This is a genomic window from Flavobacterium sp. GCM10023249 (assembly GCF_042653365.1).
Taxonomy (GTDB): Bacteria; Bacteroidota; Bacteroidia; order Flavobacteriales; family Flavobacteriaceae; genus Flavobacterium.
On sequence record NZ_JBHSHZ010000009.1, the window covers coordinates 211,949 to 238,200 of the forward strand.

The following is a 26,252-nucleotide window of genomic DNA, read 5'->3' on the forward strand; positions in this document are numbered from 1 at the left end:
AATCCAATTTATAACCTACCATAGAACGAACAATTTAAACCAAAATTGTGGTTATAAAGGATTATGTTCCCTCTAAAACGGTAATTCACCAATTAAAAATTGTTTTATAACGGTTTTTACTTTTGATTTTAGTTCGATTTTAGTAACTTCGGCGGTAAATAACTGTAAATATCCTGCAAGATGCAAGAAGAAAAACACGATAACCTGTCAGTGGAGAGTACAACGACAGACGGAAATATTACTCAAAATGAAGCTGAAATTGTAAACGAAGCGGTTGAAGTAATTGAAAACCTTAATGCTGAAGTGAGCGAAGATGCTTCTATAGAAGAAAGTCATGACATTCCAATGAAAGACTATGAAACTTTGGACATGGATCAACTTGTTTTAGAATTAGAACATTTGGTGAGCCAAGAAAAGGTTATGGCAATTCGAAACCATGTTGAAGAAATCAAACAAGCCTTTTTATCAAAATACAATCATTTTATTGATGAAAAGAAAGAAGAATTTTTACATGAAAACCCGAATTCAAACGAAGAATTTGAATATCATTTTCCATTAAAAACCAAATTCGACTCGATATACAACAACTACAAAACTAAAAAAAGCTCTCATTTTAAAAGTCTAGAATCGGCTTTAAAAGACAATCTTCAAAAGAGACTGGCAATTATTGAGGAGTTAAAAACAATAATTAATCCCAATGAAAACATCAAAGACGCGTTAAAACATTTCAATGATTTACGTGAAAGATGGAAAAATGCCGGTCCTATACCTAAAGACAAATACAACCACGTTTGGAACAATTACCATTTCCATGTGGAAAATTTCTACGATATTTTACATTTAGACCGCGAGGCACGCGATTTGGATTTCAAACATAATTTGGATCAAAAATTAAAAATTATAGCTCGCGCCAAAGATCTATTAAACGAACACGATGTTTTCAAAGCTTTTAGAGAATTACAATCGTTACACAAAATCTGGAAAGAAGAAATCGGTCCGGTTTCTAGAGAACATCGAGAAGAAATTTGGAATCAGTTTAGCGAAATTACCAAACAAATGCACGATAAGCGTGAATCTATGTTTGGCCAAATGCGCGAAATCGAACAAGAGAATTTGAATAAAAAACGTGAAATTATTGCTGCTATTGAAGCAATCGCTACCGAAAAAGTAGAAGTACACACCGGTTGGCAGGCACAAATCAATAAAATTGAAGCGTTACGACAAGAATTCTTCTCAACAGGTAAGGTTCCCGTTGAAGTTAACGAGCAAACTTGGAGCGATTTCAAAACGGCTGTCCGCAATTTCAATGCACATAAAAATTCGTTCTATAAAGACATTAAAAAAGAGCAGCAATCCAATTTAGACAAGAAAAATGCTTTGGTAGCCCGCGCCAGAGAATTACAGGAAAGTGAAGATTTTGCTGCTGCAACACCTGTAATGAAACAAATTCAGGAAGAATGGAAAAAAATTGGTCATGTTCCGAAGAAGTTTTCCGATGCTGTGTGGGCAGAATTCAAAGAAGCCTGCAATCACTATTTCGATCGTTTGCATGCGGCTAGAAATCAAAACGAAGAAGTAGAAATCATAGCTTTCGATAAGAAGAAAGAATATCTTGAAAAAATCAAAGAATTTGAATTTAGCGGTAATCATAAAACTGATTTAGATGCCATTAAAGCGCATATTGAGACTTGGAAAAGTTTCGGTAAAGTGCCTTTTGCAAGACGTCATATTGAAGGTAAATTCAATAAAGTGTTGGATGTATTGTTTGAAAAGTTGAGTTCAAGCAAAAAAGAAGCGGAAATGATGCGTTTCAATAGTCGTTTGGAACAATTAGGCAATGACAACCGAAAAATTGACGGTGAAAAGATTTTCATTCAGCGTAAAATTGAAGAAGTACAGAATGAAATTTTCCAATTGGAAAATAATATTCAGTTTTTTGCCAATGCCAAGAAAGACAATCCTATGGTTGCAGAAGTGAAGAAAAACATTGACCGCCATAAGGAAGAATTAGCCACTTGGAAAGAGAAACTGAAACAGTTAAGAAATATGTAATAAAAAAGCCATCATAATGATGGCTTTTTTTTATTTCTTCTCTTCTTCTTTTTTTGTTTCTTTTTTGACTTCATTCGTAGGGACTGTTTCACCACTTCCTTCCTTAGCCACTTCTTGCGTTTTCGACTTTAAAAGCGTTCCTTTTGGCACTCTGTTGATATTAAATTTAGCTTTAAAACCTGTAGACAATCCCCATTTGTCTTCAGTAATCAACATCCCTTGTTCGTCAAAGAATCCAAATTCACCTGTATTAGGCGATAAAGCTCCTTCGTTTAATGCTTCAATTTCAATATGATTAATTCCTTCCAATAAACCAATATATAATTTATTCGAATTGGCTCTTAACTCTACCATTGTAACAACTAACTTTCCATCGACCCATACTCTAATTCTGTCTGCATCAATCTCGCCAAAATCCCTATAGTTAAGAGAAATAGTTGCCGATTCAGTCTTAAATTCACCAAAATACATATGTCTTCTGAAATCTTTACTGTTATCGTTTCCTTCTTTAACAACCACATTGGATTTATTCATTTTTTCAGCATAAAGTTTCCCTACATTCAAATCGCTTTTAGGCTGATTGGACATTCCTCTAGGTTCAATTTTCGGTTCTTCATAAACCTTGGTTGGAAACTTGAATCTTTCAGGCTCAAAGGGTTGAGAAATCGAATATTGAGGATTGGCAGGAGCTGGTTTGGCTTTATCATCCGGTTTAGGCAAATCGACTCTTGGCAATGCAACAGCCTTCAGCACTTTACCGTCCTGAGCATACCCTATTAAGGGCAAAAAAGAAAGTATGACTATTATTTTCTTCACAGCGTAAATCTAACAAAAATTATTCCAAAGCTACATTATTCTTTTTCAAAACTATATTCCCTTTCTACAAGACAAATTCGGGTTGTATAGGATTGGTACCACTTTTCTCTGCCTTTTTGCTGCGCCACCAAGTGGTCAATGTTTTGTTTCCAATTGCGAATTGATTCCAAATTCTCCCAATAGGATACTGTAATACCTATTTGGTTGCGTGCCGATTCCACTCCTAAAAAACCATCTTGTTCTTTAGCCAGCTTTACCATTAAATCAGCCATTTCATCATAACCTTCTTCGATATCCGTGCGAACCGAGGTAAATATCACTGCATAGTAAGGTAGTTCCATTTTATAATCGTAATTTTTTAAACGCCATAAAAACTGCATCGTGTAAGACATCACCATGGTTTTTTCCAGCAAACTGACAGAAATGAACCTCCTTGGCTGTATCCGAGGCTGATAGTACTTCATTCAACATTTTAGCATCATTTTCCATTACCTCCCCTTCAATGCCAATTCCAATGAATATTTTCAGTCTTTGTTTAAAACCTGCTTTAGCAAATTCAGGAGTTAATTTAAGTAACGATTGATTGTCCCACCAAAGACTTGGACTAATGATGATATAATTCGAAAAAAGCGTTGGTTTTTTAAACAAAATTTCGGCTGCCAGCAACCCACCCAATGATTGACCGATGATGGTTTTTGAATCGGTTGTTTTGTATTTATTTTGCACGAAAGGCTGTAATTCATTTTCGATGAAAGCAATGAATTTTGCAGAAGAACCTGTAGTTGGGTAATCTTTTTTATCTTGCTCGATTGTTGTTGGAAAAGTAAAATCCCGTTTTCTGTCCACGTTAGCAATACCAACCACTATTGATTTTGATACTGCATTAACCCAATCAAAATTTCCATATTGTACCAAACCTGCGATATGGATAAAATCTTCATCGGCAGATCCATCAAGTAAGTAGATCACCGGATAGCTCTGATTCGCGTCATATCCGGCGGGAAAATAAACATTAATCGTTCGTTCTTCGTTGAGTATAACTGACTTAATAGTTTCGATTTTCCCTAAAACAAAATCTTTGCTTTGGGCATTTGACAATAATGAACAAATTAATAATACGGCGGATAACGCTTTTTTCATTATAGGATTTTATATTTTAAAGTTTTTTAGCTTCTTCCCAGAATACGTCCATTTCCGCCAATGTCATATCAGAAAGATTCTTACCCAGTTCGCTAGCTTTACCTTCCAGATAAGTGAAACGTTTAATGAATTTCTTATTCGTGCGTTCCAAGGCATCCTCAGGATTTATTTTTAAGAAGCGAGCATAATTAATCATAGAGAACAATACATCTCCAAATTCAGCCTCTATTGCATCCTGATTACCATTTATAACTTCATGTTGTAACTCACCTAACTCTTCTTGCACTTTCTCCCAAACTTGTTCCGGTTCTTCCCAATCAAAACCAACACCTTTCACTTTATCCTGAATACGACTCGCTTTGACTAAAGCGGGTAAACTCTGGGGAACGCCTTCCAAAACCGATTTTTTTCCTTCTTTAAGTTTAAGCTTCTCCCAATTTTGTTTCACTTCTTCTTCGTCGGCAACAACCACATCTCCATAGATATGAGGATGGCGGTGGATTAGTTTATCACAAATATCATTGGCTACATCGCCCATGTCAAAATGTCGCGTTTCACTTCCTATTTTGGCGTAAAAAACTATATGGAGCAACAAGTCGCCCAACTCTTTCTTTACTTCATCCAGGTCATTTTCCAAAATAGCATCGCCGAGCTCGTATGTCTCCTCAATGGTTAAATGACGTAACGACTGCAATGTTTGCTTTTTGTCCCATGGACATTTTTCACGGAGATCGTCCATGATATCAAGCAATCGGTTAAAAGCATCTAGTTGTTCTTGGCGTGTGTTCATAAAATAGTTTTACTTCGTACAGTTCGACCTCAAGGTCGGAGTTGTGTAAAAATAACAAATCCTGCTGTAGGTTACCCACAGCAGGACTTATAATTATGTTAAAATTGGACTATTCTTTCGATTTAGTCGCTTTTGCTTTTTTAGGTTTTTCTTCTGTAGTTGTCTCTACTTTATCAGCTTTAGCTGCTTTTTTAGCTACCTTTTTAGGAGCTTCAGCTTCTACAACTTCAGCTACTTCAACAGTTGCTAAACCTTTAGCTTGTAAAATATTATACCAGTTTAATACTTTTTTGATATCCGAAGGATATACTCTATCTTGATCATAATCAGGTAAAACCTCTAAGAAATAAGCCATCAAAGCTGCTTTATCATCTTTTAAAACAGGAGCCTGACCACCATTTTCTTTTGTAGCAATAGCATTCATTACTTCAACCAATGGTTTTTCTTCAGAATACGTATACATTGAGATTTCGGATAGCAAACTTACATTACTGCGCATGCCCACTGTTACTTTTTTACCGTCAACTAATGATTCGGCAACAAAGCCAGTACGTGTTTGCATTTTTAATTCATACAATCCCGGTTTACCAGAAACAGCTAAAATTTTTTCTAATTTCATTTTTGTAATTCTATATTGTTCAACTAATTATCTTCCTTTTTTTGGTGCTGCAAAACGCATACGGTAATCAGGACGAGCCTTTCCTTCCATTATATTTTGCAATTTCTTTTTTATTAACGTTTTTTTCAGTGTAGAAATTTTATCCGTAAATAAAATTCCTTCAATATGATCGTATTCATGCTGAATAACCCTAGCAATCAGACCATCATAAACTTCAGTTTTTTTCTCGAAATTTTCATCAAAATACTCAATGGTGATTTTTTCATTACGATACACATCCTCACGAACATCAGGAATACTCAAACAACCTTCATTGAATCCCCACTCTTCTCCTTCTTCCTTTAGGATTTTCGCATTGATGAATGTTTTTTTGAAACCTTTCAATTGATTTGCCTCTTCTTTGGACAAATCATCACTTTCACTGAAAGGTTCAGTATCAACAATAAACATACGTATCGCAAGTCCTACTTGAGGTGCAGCCAATCCAACCCCATGTGCATTGTACATGGTTTCGTACATGTTTGCAATTACATCTTTCAAATTAGGATATTCCGGTGTTATGTCTTCTCCGACTTTTCTTAAAACCGGGTCACCATAACCTACAATTGGGTAAATCATTTTTACATTTATTTTAAGCGTTACCCTAAAAGGGAAGTACTACATGCCACTTCAGGTAAATCTTTCAAAAACGAAAGTGACCTGCAAAGCATTCCTTAACGCATTTTTTTTAAAATTTAGAATGCAAAAATAAGTAAATTTCGAATTAAACGTTCAATTTTAATACTTGATTCGTCTTTTTTCTTACAGCATCACATAATTCCGCATTATCATTGAGGTTTTGACCAAAAGAAGGAATCATATCTTTCAATTTGGCCTGCCATTCAGGCGATTTGTATTGCTCAGGGAAGCATTTTACCAACAATTCAAGCATAATCGAAGTTGCAGTTGACGCTCCTGGAGAAGCACCTAATAAAACTGCTAAAGAACCATCTGCTGCAGAAACCACTTCGGTACCAAACTCCAACACACCGTTTCCTTCTTTGTCTTTTTTGATAACTTGTACACGCTGTCCCGCAGTTTCCAATACCCAATCCTCTTTTTTCGCAGAAGGAACATATTCTTTCAAAGCTTTCATACGATCTTTTGACGATTGAAATACTTGCTCAATAAGGTATTTTGTCAATGGAATATTTTTCATTCCCGCTCCCAACATTGGTTTAATATTATCCAATTCAATGGATTTAATCAAATCAAAGTAAGAACCACTTTTCAAGAATTTTGTAGAAAAACCAGCATAAGGTCCAAATAACAACTCCTTTTTGCCATTAATCATACGAGTATCAATATGAGGTACCGACATTGGTGGTGCCCCAACCGATGCTTTACCATAAACTTTTACAGCATGCTTTTCAATAACATCTGGATTGGTACATTTTAACCATTGGCCACTTACCGGAAATCCTCCATAACCATGTCCTTCAGGGATATTGGCTTTTTCAAGTAGCAACAATGAACCTCCTCCTGCACCAATAAAAACAAATGGTGTATAGGTACGTTTTTTTTCTCCAGTCGTTAGGTTTTTAGTTTTGATACGCCATTTCCCATCCGATTTCTTTTTCAATTTGTAGACATCATGATTGAAATGCATCGACACTCCATCAAGGCTTTCTAAGTATTTAAAAATACTACGTGTTAAAGCTCCAAAATTTACATCGGTACCATATTTCATGGAAGTAGCCGCAATTTTATCTTTGCCTTTACGGCTTTCCATTACCAATGGCGCCCACTCTTTAATAACATCTACTTCTTCGGTATACACCATTTCTTTGAACAATTCAAAGTGCTGTAACGCCTCAAAACGTCTTTTTAAGTAACTTACATTTTCTTCTCCCCAAACAAAACTCAAGTGAGGCACACTCTTGATAAATGTCTCTGGGTTTTTCAACAATCCTTTCTCAACCAAATACGACCAAAACTGTCTCGACACTTCAAAAGCTTCTGAAATTTTCACTGCTTTTTTAGTATCAATAGAGCCATCTTCCAATTCGGGAGTATAATTCAATTCACAAAAAGCGGCATGTCCGGTACCGGCATTATTCCATGCATCGGAACTTTCAGCAGCTGCGACGTCTAATCGTTCATAAATTTCAATCGTAAGATTGGGTTGTAATTCTTTGAGTAATAATCCTAGAGTAGCGCTCATAATTCCGGCGCCAATTAATACTACATCAGGTTGCGTTGTGGGAGTTGTTGTCATTTGCTCAAATTATGATGCAAAGATAACCTCTAAAAAGCAAAATTTATCTTAATTTTCAAGTGATTACCCATTTTTTGAAAATTATCAAAAAACACTAGATCATTTTTCGGGTTAAATAATCTCTAAGCATAATTGTTGCAGAAATTTCATCAATTAGTGCTTTATTTTGCCGTTGTTTCTTTTTCAACCCACTATCTATCATGGTCTGAAAAGCCATTTTTGAAGTAAAACGTTCATCGACCCTAACCACAGGCATATCTGGAAAAGTTTCTTTGAATTTGGCAACAAATGCTTCAATCACAGGAGTGCTTTCCGAAGGCTCGCCATTCATCTGCTTGGGTTCGCCAATAAGTACTTTAAAAACATCTTCTTGATCAAAATAGTTTTTCAAAAAAACCAAAATCGTTTCAGAAGGAATGGTAGTTAATCCCGAAGCAATAATCTGTAGCTCGTCGGTAACTGCTATTCCGGTGCGTTTCATTCCGTAATCAATGGCTAAAATTCTTGGCATGTTCAAATGTTTTTGCAAAGATAACGCATTTGTCGGTTGGGTAATAAATAAATAAAACCTCCACTCAAAACGAGTGAAGGTTTCATCAAAAAAAATTGTATTACTGCCTATTTTTCCACAATGATAAAATCAGATCTTCGGTTGGTAAAATGATCTTCTTCAGAACATTTTATACCGTTTTTACAATTATTTCTCAATCGTGTTTCTCCAAATCCTACGGCACTTTCAATTCTGTTAGCCGAGATTCCTTTGGATAAAATATAAGTTTGGGTTGATTTGGCCCGATTATCGGACAATTTCAAGTTGTACAAATCTTTTCCTCTTGAATCGGTATGCGATTCTATTCTAATTTTTACTTTCGGGAAATTGGCCATTACATAGACCACTTTGTCCAATTCTGTGGCAGCTTGTGGTGTAATATCCCATTTGTCATAATTAAAGAAAATAGGATTAATGTCAATTTTTTCATTCCCATTATCTTTCACTACAAAATCATCCAGTTTTGCCAATTCAAAATCGACCGTGTTCGTATCACCGTTAACATCTCCAATCTTAATTTCTTTATCCTGTGTACTAAAATTAGGTTTTGAAGCAATTAACTTAAAGTTCCCGACACATGGTACCTGAAATTCAAATTTACCGTTGGCATCAGTAAAATATTCATACTTCAGATCACCAAAAGAATCCAACACTTTGATAGAGGCTTCATCGATCCCTAATTTCGTTTTAGAATTCACTACCTTTCCAACAACCATCTGATTGCATTCTGGTTCACTTTTCGTAAAATAATAAATATCATCATCGCCTTTACCCGTGTCTCTATTCGATGAAAAATAACCGTATTTCCCTTTTGTATCCAAAATAAATGAAAAGTCATCTTTATTACTATTTACAGGTTCACCAAGATTTTTTGGACTAGAAAATTCGTTCCCGGTTTGCTTGCTCTCAAAAATATCCAAACCTCCAAATCCGTAATGACCTTCAGAAGAAAAATAAAGTTTACCCTCACTAAAGAAAGGAAACATTTCCCTACCCACTGTATTGATTTTCGGTCCTAAATTCCTTGGCGAGTTCATTGTTCCGTCTCCAAAAACCTCAACAACATAAATATCGGTTTCACCATAACCACCTGGCATATCGGACACAAAAAACAACCATTTCCCATCAGGGCTTAATGAGGGATGCCCAACACTATAATCCAAACTATTAAAAAACAATTTTTCTCCTTTGGTCGATTTATCATTCTCAATAGTGGCTTTGATGATTTGAAAATTATTTGTTCCCTTTTTGTCGTTTTTTAGTCGGTTACCTTTCATCGTATTCGTTGTATAATAAAATGTTTTCAAATCGTTGGAAAACGTAATCGTTGCATCATGATACTTGGAAGCGATATCCGAAAGAAAAGGTTGTTCGTTGAACAAACTTCCATCGGAGCCATTTCGATCTGCCACGTACATAGCCAAATAAGGCTGCTCATTCCATGAATAAATCTTTTTGGTAACAGTTCCTTCTTCTTTTGCTGAGGAATAAACCACTTTATTGCCATAAAAAGTGGCTCCAAAATCAGAGTTTGGACTATTATTGCTCAAATTTTTAATATCATACAGTGATTTCTTTTTACTAAGACTATCCAAATGTTTTTGATTTTGAGTAAAATGCTTTATTAGTGCATTGTCGTTTTTCTTACGAAGTGCCTCTTTAGTTACTGCATTTGCTTTATCGTAATCTCTTACCCCTCTTAATGCCTGAGTATAGCGAAGCAGATACAAATCGGAAAGATTCTGTCCCTGAATATCGTACAGCTTCTGATACCATGTTAATGCCTTTCGCATATCATTCAAGTTATAGTAGGTATCGGCAATATTAGTCATTGTCTCTACAGAAAGGTCCGAATTCTTCTCAGCATATTCTTCATACAACTTTGAAGCATCAACATAGGACATTTCATTAAACATTTCGTTGGCAGCTTTCAGTTTCTGCTGTCCGTAAAAAATGCTGGAAAATAAAACCAGGCTTAATGTTATTGCTTTTCTCATAGCGTTAGGTATTAGAAAAATCTTGGCGATTTGATTGTGGTTGTTTTTTGAGGTAACTGATAACGTAGAATAATTTCATGTGATCCATCATTGTATTTATTCAATCGAGTAACAGTATAATCAAAAGAATATCCTAGAAAAAAACTATTGGAGACCTGAATTCCGGCCAATGCACTAACAGAATCATCCCATCTGTAAGAAGCTCCGAGTGTTAGTTTTTCCTTCAACAGAAAATTAGCCGATATATCCGTTGACAAAGGTGAACCACTCACAGCTTTTACGAGAGCCGAGGGTTTAAACTTCACACTATCGGATAAATCGAACACATAGCCTCCGATAAAATAGAAATGCAATTCATCTGAAATAACGGATTCCTGAATGTCATCGTAATAATCACTTCGAAGAAAATTTGGAACAGACAAACCCACATACCATTTATCAGAATACAAGTAAGCACCTGAACCCAAAACGCCCATCATTTTGTTGTTTACATTCGTATTCAGAAGCACATCGTCACTGTCGTAGAATCTTCCTTTGGACCAATCTATATTCAGCAATCGGATACCTGCTTTCATTCCAAGAGCCAATTTAGCCGATTCGCTTAGTTCAATCGTATAAGACATATTTCCTGCCAAAGTTTGTTCACTTGAAGGCCCTAAATCGTCACTGATAAAATTCATACCCAACCCAATCTTCTTATTTTTTAATGGAGAATGAATACCCAAGGTCCCCGTTTGTGGTGCACCTACGATACTAACCCATTGTTTTCGCAATAGCAAGTTGGCTTCAAAAGCTCCTACAGATCCTGTATAACCTGGGTTAACCATCATCGTATTGTACATATATTGTGTATACTCCGGATTTTGCTGCGCTATGCTATGGTGTATGCAAAAGAACGAGCATAACCATAAAGCATATATTGTCTTTTTCGTAGTATGTATCATGTTATAAGAATTTTAATTAATAAAAAAGAATCATGAGACAGGAGCGCCTATCGCATGATAAATAACCATCCGGATTTTGCAACATTCAATACATTATCTCTAGTCTCAAAAATGTAATAATAGGTTCCAGTCGGTAAAACATTTCCACTAAAAGTTCCTCCAACATTAGCGATACCTTTCCAATCATTTTTATAACTATGCGTACTAAATACCAAGTTCCCATATCGGTTATATACTTCTAGTTTATTATTTGGATAATCTTCTGCACATTGTATATTGAAAAATTCATTTGAGCCATCTCCATTTGGAGTAAATTCATTAAAAACAGTCAAACATGCTGCGCCGGGAGCAACGCAATTTTCGACTACCAAATCAAATGTTGCCGAATTTGCCGAATTACAAACCGCTGTATTTACATAACTCACACTAACTGTATTGGCGCCTACTTGCGTCCAATTAACAGTAACCGACGCATCATTTGCTCCGCCACCAATTACAATTTGACCACCTGACCCTACAGTCCAACTATAACTGTTCATATTCGATTCTGTTGTATAAGTAACGGGTTCAAAAACACAAGTCTGATCAGCATTGTCATTGATAGTGGCATTTCCTCCAATAGTAAAATCAACAGTTATAGCCAAACGTGTCATGCTTGAACATCCCGTAGTCATATCTACAATACTTGCATAATACACCATCCCATCTATTAAAAGTGTAGAAGGACTTATCACGTTACCGTTACTTGGTGAATCGTACCAAATAACTCCTGTTTCATTCACCTGAAGCGATGCTACTGTCGGATTGGTTGATGGACAGAAAACTTGTGTGCTGTTAGTAGTAGTTGGTGTTATGCCATCATTCAAATTTGCTGCAACAGCTAAACGAGTTGTACTTGAACAACCAGTTACAGGATCTGTAATCCCCGCATAATAGATTATACCATCTACTAATAGCGAAGTAGAAGACAAAACATTTCCTCCTGTTGGAGCATTATACCAAATCACATTGGACTCGTTTACTTGTAGTGATGCTATAGTTGGTGCGCTTGACTGACAAAAATCTTGAGTTGAATCATTCGTTGTAGGTGTTAGAGCCGTATTTAAATTGGCTTCAACCACTAAGCGACTAGTACTAGAACAACCGCTAACCGGATCGGTAATTCCTGCATAATACATCATACCATCTATTAAAAGTGTCGTTGGTGGAATTATATTTCCGCCAATTGGTGCATCGTACCAAACTACATTCGATTCATTTACTTGAAGAGAAGCCACGGTTGGATTTGAGTCCGCACAAAAATCTTGTGTTGCATCATTGGTTGTTGGGGTTACTACCGAATTCAAATCGACTGCTACCGCCAAAAGTATTGAACTTGAACAGCCGCTAACCGGATCGGTAATCCCAGCATAATACATCATTCCATCTATTAAAAGTGTCGTTGATGGAATTACATTTCCCCCACTTGGAGCATCATACCAAACTACATTGGATTCATTTACTTGAAGAGAAGCCACTGTTGGATTTGAGGCCGCACAAAAATCTTGTGTTGCATCATTGGTTGTTGGGGTTACTACCGAATTCAAATCGACTGCTACCGCCAAAAGTATTGAACTTGAACAGCCGCTAATTGGATCGGTAATCCCAGCATAATACATCATACCATCTATTAAAAGTGCCGTTGATGGAATTACATTTCCACCACTTGGTGCATCGTACCAGATTACATTCGGTTCATTTACTTGTAGAGAAGCCACCGTTGGATTGGAAGCCGCACAAAACTCTTGGGTCGCATCATTGGTTGTAGGTGTCATAGCCGAATTCAAATTTGCTTCCACAGCCAAACGTGAAGTACTTGAACAGCCGCTAACCGGATCAGTAATCCCTGCATAATACATCATACCATCAATTAAAAGTGTTGTTGGTGGAATTACATTTCCGCCAATTGGCGCATCATACCAAACAACATTGGATTCATTCACCTGAAGAGATGCGACAGTCGGGTTAATCGATTGACAAAAATCTTGTGTTGCGTCGTTCGTTGTTGGTGTCAGCACTTCAGTTATCTGAACAGTCGCTGCTTTTAATGTGCCGGGGATATTGGTACAACTTGCATCGCTACTCATTGCCACATAATACGTATAAGGATTTCCGGCCAATGTTAAACCAGAAATGGTCAATTGTCCTGAACTATTTATCGCATAAGTCACACCACTGAATGTACCATTTGTTATTGGTTGCGAATAATCGTTGGTAAAATACCAAGCAAATACCGGATTTGTCAAAGTAGATGAAGGCTGTAAAACCGCGTTATTCCCTAAACAAATTTGAGCATTGTTTGCATTAATATCTCCAGCAACCGAAAAAGGCAGTAGGGTAAATGTAATAGAAGCTCTGTCGGATTGTGCTGATTGACAGAATTGCGTTGAACTCACACCCACATAATAGGTATATGTTCCCGGTAATAATCCTGTCAGTTGAAGTGTACTAGCGTTTTGCCCTGAAATAAGTATTTGATTAGTTCCGTCAAAACTATACCAATAATAAACCGGATTTGTCACTGCGGGTACACTATTCAATTGTGCACTCAACAAAACATCACCGCTCGCACTGCATAAAGTAGTATCGGTATCCGAATTAACCAATACATTGAAAATTGAACCATTAGGTGATGTTGCTTTAATAGTAACTGTTATCTTGGTTCGCGACAACACTTCACAACCTCCTCTTATCGGCTGAACGTAATATTCATAAACTCCCGCTGTTAAATTGGATGGAAGTGTATACGAGTTACCATTAGCAATTATAGTTCCGCCAAATTCGGCATCATACCAACGGAAAGTAGTACAAAGATCACCTGTTACAGAAATCGTGGCTCCCTGACAAACTTCAATTGTAGTTCCTGTGCCATCAACTACTGCAATGGCAGCTTCACGTCTTACATAGTTGACTTGTAAAAAGTCCAACATATTTACAGCACCTCCCAATCTGATTTTTACTCTATCGTAGGGTGGTGTTTGCGCATTCGATGCAATCACAATTTCATCATTGTTAATTACTTCTAAATTCACCCCTGCAACTCCTGCAACTAATGGAGCACCTACAGGAGTATCCCCCATATAGCGCTGTACACTGAAACCGGATAAGGCACCTACGGTAAGAGCGGTTCCTGGTTTGGTTAATTTTATTTTTAAAATATCGGATGTTAATGAAGGGGTTCTGAACTTTACGGTTAATTCCGAAACAGATAAAACGCCTACCCCATTGTATAGAGTAGCATAACTATTATCATCGTTGTCAACCGAGTTCCATGGATTTACAACATTGTTTGTACTACCTAAAACCCCCACTCCGAGATCAAAAGTTCCATAAAAAATATCTTCTACATCACCCGGTTTACAAATCAACGGGTTGGCTTCTCTTGTATAATAAGCTTCATACACTTTTGCGTTTTGCACCACAGCTACTGTCGACCCCACAATGATTCTCACTCCGTCAAAAGCTTTTGGCCCGGTAATATCTGAAGGAACAAAAGTATATTCAAAGCTGTTTTCTCCAGGCAACAAATCGACCAAACTTCCAGACAAAGGCTGAAGAGTTCCAATGGGTTGTGGTACTCCTCCACCATCACGTTTGGTTGCAATTACTGAAATAGCGCCAATCAACGCCAATCCTCCATATTGAGTACCTAATTTTACGGATACTGGAGTTCCTGCTGCAATGGTAGTGTTCCATTGTAAAGTTTGCCATGTAGTCCCAACACCTAAAGCGCCCAATCCACTCGATATTGTAGCAAATGTTTGTGGATCTTTATCAACCGCATTACCATCATTAAGCACTGTTCCTGTAAGAATCGAAGCAGAGCTTTGAGTATCGGCGTACACTCTTTCCATAAATTTGATACAGTCTGCTGGATCATTTACTATAACCGTCACAATCTTACTTACACTACAGTTCCCATTACTCGCCACAGCTGTGAAAGTATAGGTTCCTGCCGCAGTAAAAGGGCCCACAGTAGTAGAAGTCAATAAGGTTCCATTGGCATCGTACCAACTCACACTAGCATTGGAAGTCGCTTGTAATGTTACCGTATCACCAATATTTATGATATAATGATCTGGATTCACATCCAATTGAGGGTAGGAATTTACCGTTACAACAACAGCTTCTTCCGCAGAAGCGCAAGGTACTCCAACTACAACAGCTTGTATATAATATGTTCCGCTAACTTGGATTGTTGCAACCTGATCCAAAGGAATTGTATTATGATTGTTATCTAAAAAAATATACGTGGTTGCTCCTGATGCATCAAAATTAAGTATCGCATCCTTTAAATTCACTGTACCACAACCGATTAATGTTGCAGCTACATCTAAATCAACTTGTTGTGGAAAAACAACCTCAACCGGAACTAATGTGCCATTGGCATTTTCACAAGTGCCATTGACTTCTATAGATAGGTAATAATTTCTTGGTGTATTGGAAGCATTCAAACCGGTAATGGTCAATGAACCTGTAATAGCATCTTTAGAATAAGTAATTCCGGAATGTCCTGAATACCCAGTGATTATTTCATCTGTTTTATTTTGATCTGTATAATAATGGAATACACTATTGGCAACATTGGTCGTGGGTGTCAGTACGGCTACCCCCAAACAAGAAGCAATTACCGGACTGTTTATCGAGATATCCGCAGCAGTAGGAAGTGCTATGAAAGTAACAGTAACTGCAATTCTTGACGATACTGTTGGACATCCAATTTTCCTTGCAGCTACATAATAAGTTGTCGTAGTGTTCAAAACCGGAGTAGTAAAACCAACATTATATGCAGTAGTGGCAACCGGAGTGGTACTGTTGGGTGAATCATACCAAAGCAATTCATTTTCGCTGTCCGTTTCAGCCATTAGCGTTACGGACTGTGGTCCACAAATAGAAAGGTTTTGCGAAGCCAACGCGATTGTTGGAGCTCCGGGAGATTTATAAACCTCATACAAACGTAAACCTCTGCTTACATTCAATTGAACCAAAGCCGATAAAGTTACTTTAACTCTGTCAAAAGCCTGTCCCGGAGCAATAGCTATAGTTGCTTTTTGTCCAGCGCTTAATAAACCTAACACATCCAAATCCAGCAGTGTGCCCACATCAAGTGTATGAACAACCGTTGCACCATTTAGTGCTTCGATTTTGAGTCCATCTGCAAGTCCTAAATTTAAGACTGCCGGATTATCGAGTTGTAATGTTACATGATACTGGTCTGTCGGTTTAGATACCGTATTGAAATATACGGTTTGACTTATAGTCCCAGCCACAGAGAGTACACCCAAACTGATTTGCGAATAACTATTCACATCAGCATCGATGGCTCTTTCCGGATGATCAACCTCAGCAGTGCCTAAACCCAGCAAGTCAATCGTTCCTCCTGTTCCATCGAATGAAGTCGCAAAAGCAGGATCGCAACTATCTTGTCCATCGGTATAAAAAGCATAATACACCCGCATACTATTTGATGTTCCCAATAATAGTGCATTGGTATTGTCTGTTATTTCTATTCGATTATACGGAACATTTGGAGTAATGGCAAAGTAAAAATTACCATTGGCATCTCGAATCAACCTCCCTGCTTCATTAGAGAAATTATTCTTACTTGAAAAACTACTGACTACAGTGGCATTGTTTTTGGCTGCGACTGTAAAAAAATGATTCCCGAGAACGACAGTTCCAAGTAGGTCCGCAAGGCCACTACCTAAATTACCCCCTAATAAGGAATTTAACACATCTTGATCAAAATCAATCCGAACAAAGGTTGTTTTCCCTGCGGGAACCGTTGTTGGAAATTCCAATTCAATTTTCCCACTGTAACCACCTATCCCTACGGCCACACCACCGTAAGATTGTAGTGTTGTATAAGAATTGTCATACAAGGTGGCATTAGTTGGATTAGTGGCATGATCAGAAGAAACTAACGAATTTGCGTTAATAAAATTAACTTGCGCTTTTGATTCTGTATAGGAAAAAAGAAATACAAACACAGAAACACAATAAGCGAGGATTGCGTTATCCCAAACGGTAAATTTCCAATTCATAAGCAATAATTTAAATGTTCAACTTCAGTATAGGGTGCAAAAATTATATACCTTTTAAAAAAAGTCTTGACATTTATAAAGTAAAACGGAACATAAAAACACTGTTCCTCAAAAGTGCAACAGATAAAAAACCTGTCTCTTTTGAAACATACCTTATTTCAATTATTCTTAGGGGGATCTAGAATAGTAACTAAAAAGTCTAACTCCTAGTTTTGAAGTTCTTTTGGACTAAATCTATGTTTTTGGAATTCTCTGGTATTTTCACCTGAAATCATCACGCTTAAATGACTAATGGATACTCAGTTATAAAATACTTACATCTTAAAATTACAAAAAAACTGTAAGATAAATCCGATAAAAAATAACAATTTCGACAAATTGAAAGAAAATAACGACAAAATGAACACTACCTACTCTCTTATTTTGAAAGAAAAATAGAATTCCAAAATTCAAAAAAAGTAAATCAACACGGAGTTTCCATAAAACTCTAAAAATTAACATTCTATGTATGTTAAAGTAGAAAGTAAATTATTTTTTGTAAGTTTTTTTTTGATAAATTAGTAATGATATTCGTATCAGTTTTTAAAGAATCACTTTCTGACAATTGTACATATGATGGAGAAGCAGGCTACAAAATACAGATTTAAAATTTCGAATGTATTTATACTTCTCTTTATAATTGTGCTCTCATGCGCCGCACTGATATTCCTAAATACATTCACCATCAAGATTTTGTCGGCAAGTAGAGCTTATGTCAATGGTGAATCACATTATTCAAAAGCTCAAAAAGACGCCGTTCGTCACCTCATTACGTATTTATATACGCATGATGACAAACATTGGAAATTGTACCTCCGAGAAATGAAAGTTCCTCAAGGAGATGGTGCAGCTAGAATTGGTTTAGTCAATAATGCAGCTACGAATGAAATTAAAAAAGGATTCATTGCAGGAAGAAACAGTCCGAAAGATCTTGACAACATCATTTGGTTGTTCAAAAACTTCCAATCGGTCCCCTTCATGGCAAAAGCAATTAACGAATGGGAACAAGGAGACCAACTGATTAATGAACTTTCACAAATAGGAGACAAAGTGCATCAGAAAATTGAAGTGTATGATTTAGACAACAAAGAAAGACAAAATATGCTAATGGAAATTAGTCACATTAGCGAAAAACTAACCCTAAATGAACTCAATTTCTCCAATACTTTAGGTGAAGGCACTCACATTCTCAAAAACTACCTCATATTTACTAACATCTTTTTCATCCTCGTAATCATAAGTACAGTATGCATTTATTATTACAAAATGTTGAAAAAAATAACGCACTACAACAAAGAAATTGAAATCAATAACCAAAATCTAATCCTTGCCAACAAAGAATTGGACAAGTTTGTTTATAGTGCTTCTCATGACTTACGATCACCCATTACTTCATTAAAAGGACTCATTGAAATAGCCAAAGATGAGGACAACCTGGAGGAAATCAGAAATTACTTGAACATGATGAATCAGAGTCTTACAAGACAAGATCAATTCATATGTGACATTATCGACTATTCCAGAAATAAACGATTGGAATCTCGTAATGAAGAAATCAATATTGATGAAACCATAGACGAAGTGCTATCACAACACAAACATAGTAAAGAAGCCAATGGCATTGAAATTCAAAAAGAACTATCAGTAAAACAAGTTTACATTGATCCGTTACGCATCAAAATTATTTTAAATAATTTGGTGTCAAATGCCATAAAATATTCCGACAAAAAAAAGCATTTCAAATACATCCAAATTAAAACTTCCACCTGGAACCAATTACTTAAAATCGAAATTCAAGACAATGGAATTGGTATTAAGGAAGAATTTCAAGATAAAATTTTTGATATGTTTTTTGTAACAAATTCTAATCTAGGTTCAGGCCTTGGTTTGTACATTACCAAAGAAGCAGTGGATAACCTCAACGGAAATATAGCTGTTCATTCTGTCCTTGACATAGGAACCACCTTCACCATAACAATACCATTAAACCATGAAAGCTAACTATACCTTTCTATTAATTGAAGACAATGCCATCGATCAACTGGTAACAAAACAGTTACTATGCAAAACTTTGGGTATTGACAACATCAATATAGTAGACAATGGTAAAGAAGCACTGCAATGGATTACCAATAACGTAGAAAATCTAGACAATTCTTTGGTTATCCTACTGGATATCAATATGCCGGTAATGAATGGTTTTCAGTTTTTGAAAGAATATGAAGCTTTACCCGAAGGTGTAAAAAAACAAACATTGATTTTCATGCTTTCTTCTACTTTAAGCAACGAGGATTTAGATAAAATAAAAAAGAGTTCTTGTGTCAAAACACTATTAAACAAACCTCTATCCATACAGAAACTCCTGCAGTTCATCTGATAAAAATGGAAAAACACTACTCATAACCCATTAGCCCACTGATTTCATTTTTTTTTGCGAGTTAACTACTCTCCCAAATAAATAAAAACATTGGTTACCAAATGTTTTGGTGTTGCATTGATGGACTGCCCTCCTCCCCCGGAAGGTACAGTTACAATATGAGAGTGATTTCCATTTGTGACAGTCGTATAAAGTGTTGTAGGCCAAATATCATTGGTACCTACCGTTTCAGTGATTAAAGGCACCAACGGAAGTACATTGGTAGCCAAACCTAATGTTTCTGCATTATTATGCGAATCGGTAAAGTTATGGGAATGATCGCCGCTTAAAGCTGTTGTAACATTATAGGTAATATTGGGCAAATTAGCCTGACTTAATGCAAATGTATTGGCTCCTCCTATCGCTTGCATTGCCTCAGAGTTATTGGTTGTTTTAATGAATCGATCATCCATGTTGGGTAATGTAGCACCAATTCCAATACCAGTCGCATTATTTTGAGCAACTACAGGCAATGTCGTTGTATTTCTTCCATTCAGTAAAAACCAACCTTTATGGTCCGTGGTTTCTAAAGAGTATTTAATATCACCAACAGCAAGGCTGTTTGGTCCCATCCAATTCCATTGAGTCCCATCGTTATAATACAGCCCTTCATAAACGGAAACAGGACTAACTCCCACCGAAGCAGTAGTGTTATAAGCTATCATGCCTTCTACATGATGCTGTAAAGGAGCTGCATTATCTGTAGTTATCAACACAAGTCGTGGTAACAATAACCCTTTATCTGTACAGTAAATATCTAAAACAGCTTCAGCATTCGGTGTGATTGTGTTAACACCTACATTCTGAGAATGCATTGAGAAAGTAAAAAGCAATAAAACAATGCCTTTCAAATGAACTCTAATAACTGTAGTTAACTTCTCCATACGATCTTGTATTAAGTTGAATGGTCTTTCCGGTGTATTATTTCCCTAAATAAACAAAAGTGTTGGCTACCATATGCGATGCTGCAGGTAACGTAGAAGCACTACCTCCTGTAGTGACTGTCGCGGTATGGGTATGACTCCCGTTAGTTGATGAAATTCCTGTATCTATAGCAACCGTATCAGAACCCACATTATTATTCATTATATTGAGTACAACACCACTTAAAATACCAAGCAATCCGGTAACTAAATTCAAATTTTCTGACACACCATGGTATTTGTCTTCATAATCATGAGTATGACTTCCCGCACTGCCAGCTGTACCAGAGAAAGTAACATTGGGCAAATGGGACTGTGTGAGATTTCTATTAGTAGTACCTCCGATGGCTCCTAAAGATTCTGCCCCTGATTTTCCCTTTAAAAAACGATCTGTAGCATTTGGGAGATTAACAGTAAAACCGGCCAATAAGGCATTTGAAGCCGCATTACCCGGTAAGCTGGCGATACTTCGCCCATCCATTAAATACCAACCATTATGATCTTCTGTAAGTAAGCTTTGCTTAATATCTCCGTTAGCTGTGGTCAAAGGTTCCAAACGAACCCACTGACTTCCATCATTGTAATAAAACCCTGGTGTTACCATCGAATTTCCAGTACCCGAGGTTGCAGTATTGTAGACTATCATTCCGGCCACATGGCATGTCAAAGGGGAACAGTTGGGTGTATTTTGAAGTTCAATTCTTGAAATCAAAACACCACTATTGGTACTAAAAATATCCAAAATAGCTTCTGTACTAGGTGTAGATGTTCCAATTCCCAATTGCGCTAAAACACATGGAGATAGGAAGAAAAGCAGTAGATGAGTTAATCTTTTAATCATTTTTTTTCTTTTTTATCAGTTCCCCAAATAGATAAAAATATTGGTGGCAATGTATTTAGGAACATTATCAACCGGCACTCCTGAACCACCTGAATTAAAACTTACGTTATGCGTATGATCTCCCGATGCTGCAGATGTTCTTGTTACCGTCGTCATCCCATCTTTAGCTACTGCTTCAGTTACAAAAACAGTCAACGCATTGGTAGACAAAAGTCCAATATTTTCATCCCCGGCATAGCAATCAACACTATGGGAATGTGCTCCTAGTGCATTGGTTGTTCCGATAAAATTGACATTCGGCAAATGGCTTTGTGCAATCGTAAAACTATCGTTACCACCTGTTGTTCCAACGGTTTCACTGCCTGTTTTCCCTTTTAAAAAAAGATCCACACCATTCGGCAAATTACTACCATATCCCAAAGCAGTTGCTCTCGATTGGTGAATAGCCGATAAACTACTTATAGGTCTTCCGTCCAGTAAAAACCATCCATTATGATCTACCGTTGCAAAACTGTGCTTGATTTCTCCTATGGTAATCGTATTCGGGGTAAAACGTATCCAACTACTGCCATCATTAAAATAAAGTCCGGGATATACCATTGAGACTCCTGTTCCGCTTTGCGCGGTATTGAAAACTATAATTCCTTGTGTATGACTCGATAAAGGTGTAGCCACCGCTGTACTTACTAAGGAAACCCTTGGTAGTAAAATACCTTTATTAGTAGACACTACTTCCAACATAGCATCCGAATGAGGAGTAGTCGTTCCTATTCCTACCTGTGCTGTCATAGCAGTGTAATAAAAAAATAGGAGTAGTAATTTCCGCATAAGTTATTTGTATCTGAGTTACCTTTTGCTCTCTTTTGTAGGGGTCGGTAGACGTATTCTTTAAAAAAAGTGACATTCTGACTTCGGCTAGCTTTTGAAAAGAGGATGTACCGGTTATTTTACTTGCAATCACAAGTCAAAATTCTTTCTAAAAATGACCTTAACGTAAATTTAAATCAAAAAAAGCTAAATTATTTTGTAAGAATTTTACACTGCAAAAACCTTGATTTCACAAGTCTTTCGGAAGTTTTTAGATGGTGAATTAAAAGTTTAGCCAAAAGCGTAACTATTTTTTCAAGTGATACAACATCTTTTGTGAATAGGTCAACTATAATTTACTTCATCCGAATTATAGTTTCCTTTTGAGTAATCAAAACAGACAATACAACAATCTGAATTACAAGATAGTAAACTAAAATCACCAAAAAAAATACAATTCCCACCAATTAAAAAAAATCAAGAAATGGACATTTTAGCTGTAAAAAAGAGGGTGTATTGGGAAACAAATTGAATTTATTCTCCTGAACGTACCTTAAATTGAAGTTGACTTATTTCATGGTAATAGGCACTAGTTGCGCCAAAAATACTTTTTACATATTGCTTGACTTCTTTAACTGTTTGCAAAAGTCCGTTTTGAAGGTCGTAAAGTAAATGATTTCGTTCCTGTAAAGCCTCACTGTAAAGCCCATGACTTTCTACCAAATTCGCATTATGCAATTGCAATGAATCGAATTTCGATTGCAATGCAATTAATTTGAGTTCGCTTTCATTTGGGTTGTAAACTGGATTATTTTCCAAAATGCGTATCAAAGCTCCGAAATGTTCCAATTTCTGATTGTACGATTGTTGTGAAGCACAAGCTTGGTTATGAGTAGTTTCTGCAACGCCTTTAAGTACAACACCTTGAATTTTTTTATTGATGGCTTTTGCTACTTCCAAAATGGATTTATCAACTCCTGAAGCGGCAAAAGCATTTATGATTTTTGTACTAAACGGCTTAATATCTTCAAATGCTTTTCTACGATTATTGGTATGCAGATGGAAGTGTTCCTTCTGTTCTTGAACCACAAACAATGTTTTAAAAGCTGTATTTGCTAATAGTTGCAATTGATCAATTTGTAACCGAGGGTTAGAAGGATTATAAACATCACCCAAACTTTGACAAAAAGCAATTAAAATTTGAAAGTTATATACATTTTTTGCATGCCCTTTATCAGGAATCATCACGCTTCCCATTTCATTTAAATTCCCAAAGTCAGAAGTAGTATTCATTCTTATAGCCGTGTGGTGTTTCCCAAAAGTATAAAAAATACTTTTGTAAGAAAAATCTTGTGTAAATATTATTCCACGGATGTACCAATAGAATGCCATCTTTCTAAAATCAAATGTATTTAGTATTGTTATCTTTCGGTATATTTGTTGCTATCCACTTAAAAGTGGGATTACGATTACAATACATCCATTCGTTATCATTTCTATTTCAATGAACGTACTTCAACAAATAACTCCTATACTATTACATACTGGAGCAAACTCTGGAAAATCAAACCTACAGAACGGAATTATAGTGGCTCAAAAACATAAAAAGGGTATTGCAATCACAAAACGGATTCAAGCAAAAAGTAGCAACATAATTGCAAGCAGTAAAGTTCTACTATCCTTGTTTTCTTTTAAAATCAATAGGAAGATAAATGCCTATTCTTTCATTATTGCACTACTAACACTTTGCAATTCTGCACCTTTGAATGCAAAGGAAACATTCTCCAGCAATCTCAATCCCAATGGAAGTATTGGTAATTCAGAACAAAACTATATCGGAACTATCAATAAGAAGTTGAATGTGGTCTTTCATATCAAAAACTCAAATGGTCTTTTGGAGGGTTTTTATTATTATGAAAAAATTGGTGTCGACATCAAATTAATAGGCAAACAGACCGGTAACACAATGGCTCTTTATGAATTGGATTATCAAAACAATAAAGTCGCCCAAATCAAAGCGGAAATCCATTCAAAATCAATTAGTGGTCAATGGACGAATCTCAAAACAAACCAAACCTTCGCATTGCATCTATCCCTTACCTCAAAGCCAATTCCTGTATTACCCAAAAAACTAGAGGGTATTTACATTCCAGAAACCAAAGAGAACCAATGCAACATTTCTTTCCATGTTACTAAAGTAAAGGGAGACTATCGATATCAATTCCAATCCGATTCCCGAAACAAAAGTGGTGCAGTTACTTTCTACCGAAGCTTGGATGAAAATGCAGTTTATATAATTTTCAAAGGGATCAAATGGGCCGAAAACCTAGGCGATGTAAGCAATGAAGAAGATGTAGTGGATTCGAAGAGAAAGGAAATAAAGTTACCCGATGAAATCGAAGGACTTCTCTCTGAAGAAGAAATCACCATTCAAAATACAGGAAACGCAATGAATTATTATGTCAAATTATACGATTGCGATCAAAAATTCATCCATTTACAAAAAATTAAAAAGCCGAAGTAATTTCATAATTTCAATTCAACAACAATGGAACAAAGTAATAGCAATTACTGGATACTTTTCCTTTTAGCACTTCTCACCTCCTGTACGCCAAGAGCCAACAAATTGTATGCGAAAGATTTTATCCTTTTGAACAAAACGGAAATGGCTAAAAAGTACAACAAACTTTATACGACTCAAAAGGTAGACTTCTCAGAACTCAAAGAAAACAAAGTATACCTATCGCATCGAAACAACGATGCATTTCAAATTGTCGTTTTTAGCAATGACCATTACATCTATACCACTCAGTTACTTCCACTGTATTTACTGGATAGTCTCCGCTCCGCAAAGCTATTCAGAACCAATTATTTTGTTGCAGAAAAGAAAAACCTAAAAATTGAATACATTACGAAAGATATTCAATCCAAAATAGAAGAAGGAAGAATTGAAAAGGATACCATCTTCATGAATGAAAATCAAAACGGCAACAATCAGACTCGTAAGGTGTCATTAAAAAACAAATACATCGTATTACCTGATGTAACGGCATATAATTTTAATGATTTTATAATCGTAGAGAAGCAAAAACCTAAGAATGCCATCAAAAAAAACTAAAACATAATTCTACAAACGTTTTATAATGCATAAAAAATATATCCTAACGCTACTACTTCTAACCGTTCTCTCGGCTTTAGGACAAACCCGAATGGAAATGTTGCGTTCTGGTTTGAACGGCAATACTATAGCCAAATTAATTCAAGATGAAGAAGATAAAGGCTTTTTTACTGATCCCGTTGATGATACCCTTAACTTCAATAAAGTAATAGACAACATTTACAAAGACAAAAAGGGCAAAGTATATCTTCTAACAGGAAGCTTCCGACCCATTGCTAAAGATACCGCAGTATACTTTGAATACTACAAAGACATATCGGATTTCCTCGAATTGAAAACCTACAAATCCATCAAAAACGGTTTCTTTCAAAATAAAAATAAGGTGTATATCTGGTGGGAAAACTCAGACGGTAATTACCCTATTGAAGTTAAAGGAGCTCATGCGAAAACATTTGTCCCTTTTGACAGCATTTGCGGCGGTTACGACAAAAAACATGTCTTCTATGGTGGTGGTCCTGATGACTTTGAAACCATCAAAGGTGCCGACCCCAAAACGATTAAGGTCGTAAACCCAAAAAAAGGTTGCTGGAATTGTAACAATTGCTATTTCATTGACCGCAAATCTGTATACTTTGGAGTAACAAAAATAAATGGGGCCGATCCGATCTCTTTCCAATTAGTAAACACCGAAACTGTTGACGCCGAAGACAAATACGGATATTATTTTGATGGCAAACGGATCTCTACTAAATAATTTGCACTCTTTCTCTAAAACATCAACCACTCTTAAAATCCAACATTCCTTAGCATATAACATTGAAAATGAGTAACTTTAATGAAATCGATTTCTGAACATCCAA

21 protein-coding genes are annotated in these 26,252 nt (G+C 36.3%); 6 read left to right on the forward strand and 15 right to left on the reverse strand.

Annotation, left to right across the window (positions count from 1 at the left end; genetic code table 11):
• Positions 1-180 precede the first annotated feature (180 nt).
• Positions 181-2,052: a DUF349 domain-containing protein gene (locus ACFO7M_RS07700; RefSeq protein WP_379713790.1), complete on the forward strand. Its 1,872-nt coding sequence runs from the start codon at positions 181-183 to the stop codon at positions 2,050-2,052.
• Between the two features lie 30 nt (positions 2,053-2,082).
• On the opposite strand, the gene ACFO7M_RS07705 is transcribed toward ACFO7M_RS07700, so the two are convergent.
• The 11 genes from ACFO7M_RS07705 to ACFO7M_RS07755 form a co-directional block, all read right to left on the reverse strand.
• Positions 2,083-2,868, reverse strand: a complete 786-nt coding sequence (locus ACFO7M_RS07705; protein WP_379734936.1) for a hypothetical protein — start codon at positions 2,866-2,868, stop codon at positions 2,083-2,085.
• A 35-nt stretch (positions 2,869-2,903) separates the two neighbouring features.
• Positions 2,904-3,209 carry an antibiotic biosynthesis monooxygenase family protein gene (locus tag ACFO7M_RS07710; RefSeq protein ID WP_379734937.1) on the reverse strand — a complete coding sequence of 102 codons (306 nt, stop codon included), beginning with the start codon at positions 3,207-3,209 and terminating at the stop codon, positions 2,904-2,906.
• 1 nt (position 3,210) lies between these two features.
• The gene (locus ACFO7M_RS07715) at positions 3,211-4,008 is read right to left on the reverse strand and encodes an alpha/beta hydrolase (protein ID WP_379734939.1); all 798 of its coding nucleotides are present in this window, start codon (positions 4,006-4,008) and stop codon (positions 3,211-3,213) included.
• A 16-nt stretch (positions 4,009-4,024) separates the two neighbouring features.
• Positions 4,025-4,798, reverse strand: coding sequence for a nucleoside triphosphate pyrophosphohydrolase (gene mazG, locus ACFO7M_RS07720; protein WP_379734941.1), 774 nt, complete (start codon positions 4,796-4,798; stop codon positions 4,025-4,027).
• Between the two features lie 109 nt (positions 4,799-4,907).
• Positions 4,908-5,417 carry a DUF5606 domain-containing protein gene (locus ACFO7M_RS07725; protein WP_379713800.1) on the reverse strand — a complete coding sequence of 170 codons (510 nt, stop codon included), beginning with the start codon at positions 5,415-5,417 and terminating at the stop codon, positions 4,908-4,910.
• A 27-nt stretch (positions 5,418-5,444) separates the two neighbouring features.
• On the reverse strand, positions 5,445-6,035 hold the full coding sequence (gene def / locus ACFO7M_RS07730) for a peptide deformylase (RefSeq protein ID WP_379713802.1): 591 nt from the start codon (positions 6,033-6,035) through the stop codon (positions 5,445-5,447).
• A 145-nt stretch (positions 6,036-6,180) separates the two neighbouring features.
• A complete protein-coding gene (locus ACFO7M_RS07735) occupies positions 6,181-7,674 on the reverse strand; it encodes a malate:quinone oxidoreductase (RefSeq protein ID WP_379734943.1) in 1,494 nt (497 codons plus the stop codon).
• A gap of 94 nt (positions 7,675-7,768) precedes the next feature.
• Entirely contained in the window at positions 7,769-8,185 is a 417-nt protein-coding gene (ruvX, locus tag ACFO7M_RS07740) for a Holliday junction resolvase RuvX (protein WP_379734945.1), read from the reverse strand.
• Between the two features lie 107 nt (positions 8,186-8,292).
• A complete protein-coding gene (locus ACFO7M_RS07745; protein ID WP_379734947.1) occupies positions 8,293-10,221 on the reverse strand; it encodes an OmpA family protein in 1,929 nt (642 codons plus the stop codon).
• An 11-nt stretch (positions 10,222-10,232) separates the two neighbouring features.
• Complete coding sequence (locus ACFO7M_RS07750) at positions 10,233-11,165, reverse strand: type IX secretion system membrane protein PorP/SprF (protein ID WP_379734949.1); 933 nt, start codon at positions 11,163-11,165, stop codon at positions 10,233-10,235.
• A 47-nt stretch (positions 11,166-11,212) separates the two neighbouring features.
• Positions 11,213-17,248 carry a gliding motility-associated C-terminal domain-containing protein gene (locus tag ACFO7M_RS07755; RefSeq protein ID WP_379734951.1) on the reverse strand — a complete coding sequence of 2,012 codons (6,036 nt, stop codon included), beginning with the start codon at positions 17,246-17,248 and terminating at the stop codon, positions 11,213-11,215.
• Between the two features lie 612 nt (positions 17,249-17,860).
• Here ACFO7M_RS07755 and ACFO7M_RS07760 point away from each other — a divergent pair.
• Together ACFO7M_RS07760 and ACFO7M_RS07765 are read left to right on the forward strand one after the other, a co-directional pair.
• Positions 17,861-19,288 carry a sensor histidine kinase gene (locus tag ACFO7M_RS07760; RefSeq protein ID WP_379734952.1) on the forward strand — a complete coding sequence of 476 codons (1,428 nt, stop codon included), beginning with the start codon at positions 17,861-17,863 and terminating at the stop codon, positions 19,286-19,288.
• Positions 19,278-19,664 carry a response regulator gene (locus ACFO7M_RS07765; protein ID WP_379734953.1) on the forward strand — a complete coding sequence of 129 codons (387 nt, stop codon included), beginning with the start codon at positions 19,278-19,280 and terminating at the stop codon, positions 19,662-19,664. Before ACFO7M_RS07760 ends, ACFO7M_RS07765 begins: the two co-directional genes overlap by 11 nt.
• A gap of 65 nt (positions 19,665-19,729) precedes the next feature.
• On the opposite strand, the gene ACFO7M_RS07770 is transcribed toward ACFO7M_RS07765, so the two are convergent.
• The 4 genes from ACFO7M_RS07770 to ACFO7M_RS07785 all read right to left on the reverse strand — a co-directional run bounded on the left by ACFO7M_RS07770 (position 19,730) and on the right by ACFO7M_RS07785 (position 23,666).
• Positions 19,730-20,587 (reverse strand): hypothetical protein, encoded by an 858-nt coding sequence (locus tag ACFO7M_RS07770; RefSeq protein ID WP_379734955.1) that lies wholly within the window; start codon positions 20,585-20,587, stop codon positions 19,730-19,732.
• A gap of 37 nt (positions 20,588-20,624) precedes the next feature.
• Complete coding sequence (locus tag ACFO7M_RS07775; RefSeq protein ID WP_379734957.1) at positions 20,625-21,467, reverse strand: hypothetical protein; 843 nt, start codon at positions 21,465-21,467, stop codon at positions 20,625-20,627.
• A 15-nt stretch (positions 21,468-21,482) separates the two neighbouring features.
• Positions 21,483-22,295, reverse strand: a complete 813-nt coding sequence (locus ACFO7M_RS07780; RefSeq protein ID WP_379734959.1) for a hypothetical protein — start codon at positions 22,293-22,295, stop codon at positions 21,483-21,485.
• Positions 22,296-22,808: 513 nt separating this feature from the next.
• Positions 22,809-23,666 (reverse strand): hypothetical protein, encoded by an 858-nt coding sequence (locus tag ACFO7M_RS07785; protein ID WP_379734961.1) that lies wholly within the window; start codon positions 23,664-23,666, stop codon positions 22,809-22,811.
• 112 nt (positions 23,667-23,778) lie between these two features.
• On the opposite strand from ACFO7M_RS07785, the gene ACFO7M_RS07790 reads away from it, so the two are divergent.
• From ACFO7M_RS07790 to ACFO7M_RS07800, 3 genes are read left to right on the forward strand one after another with little or no spacing between them, the layout of a single operon-like run.
• On the forward strand, positions 23,779-24,798 hold the full coding sequence (locus ACFO7M_RS07790; protein WP_379734962.1) for a hypothetical protein: 1,020 nt from the start codon (positions 23,779-23,781) through the stop codon (positions 24,796-24,798).
• 24 nt (positions 24,799-24,822) lie between these two features.
• Positions 24,823-25,392 (forward strand): hypothetical protein, encoded by a 570-nt coding sequence (locus ACFO7M_RS07795; RefSeq protein WP_379734964.1) that lies wholly within the window; start codon positions 24,823-24,825, stop codon positions 25,390-25,392.
• A gap of 25 nt (positions 25,393-25,417) precedes the next feature.
• Positions 25,418-26,146, forward strand: a complete 729-nt coding sequence (locus ACFO7M_RS07800; protein WP_379734966.1) for a DKNYY domain-containing protein — start codon at positions 25,418-25,420, stop codon at positions 26,144-26,146.
• The last annotated feature ends 106 nt before the right edge of the window (positions 26,147-26,252 follow it).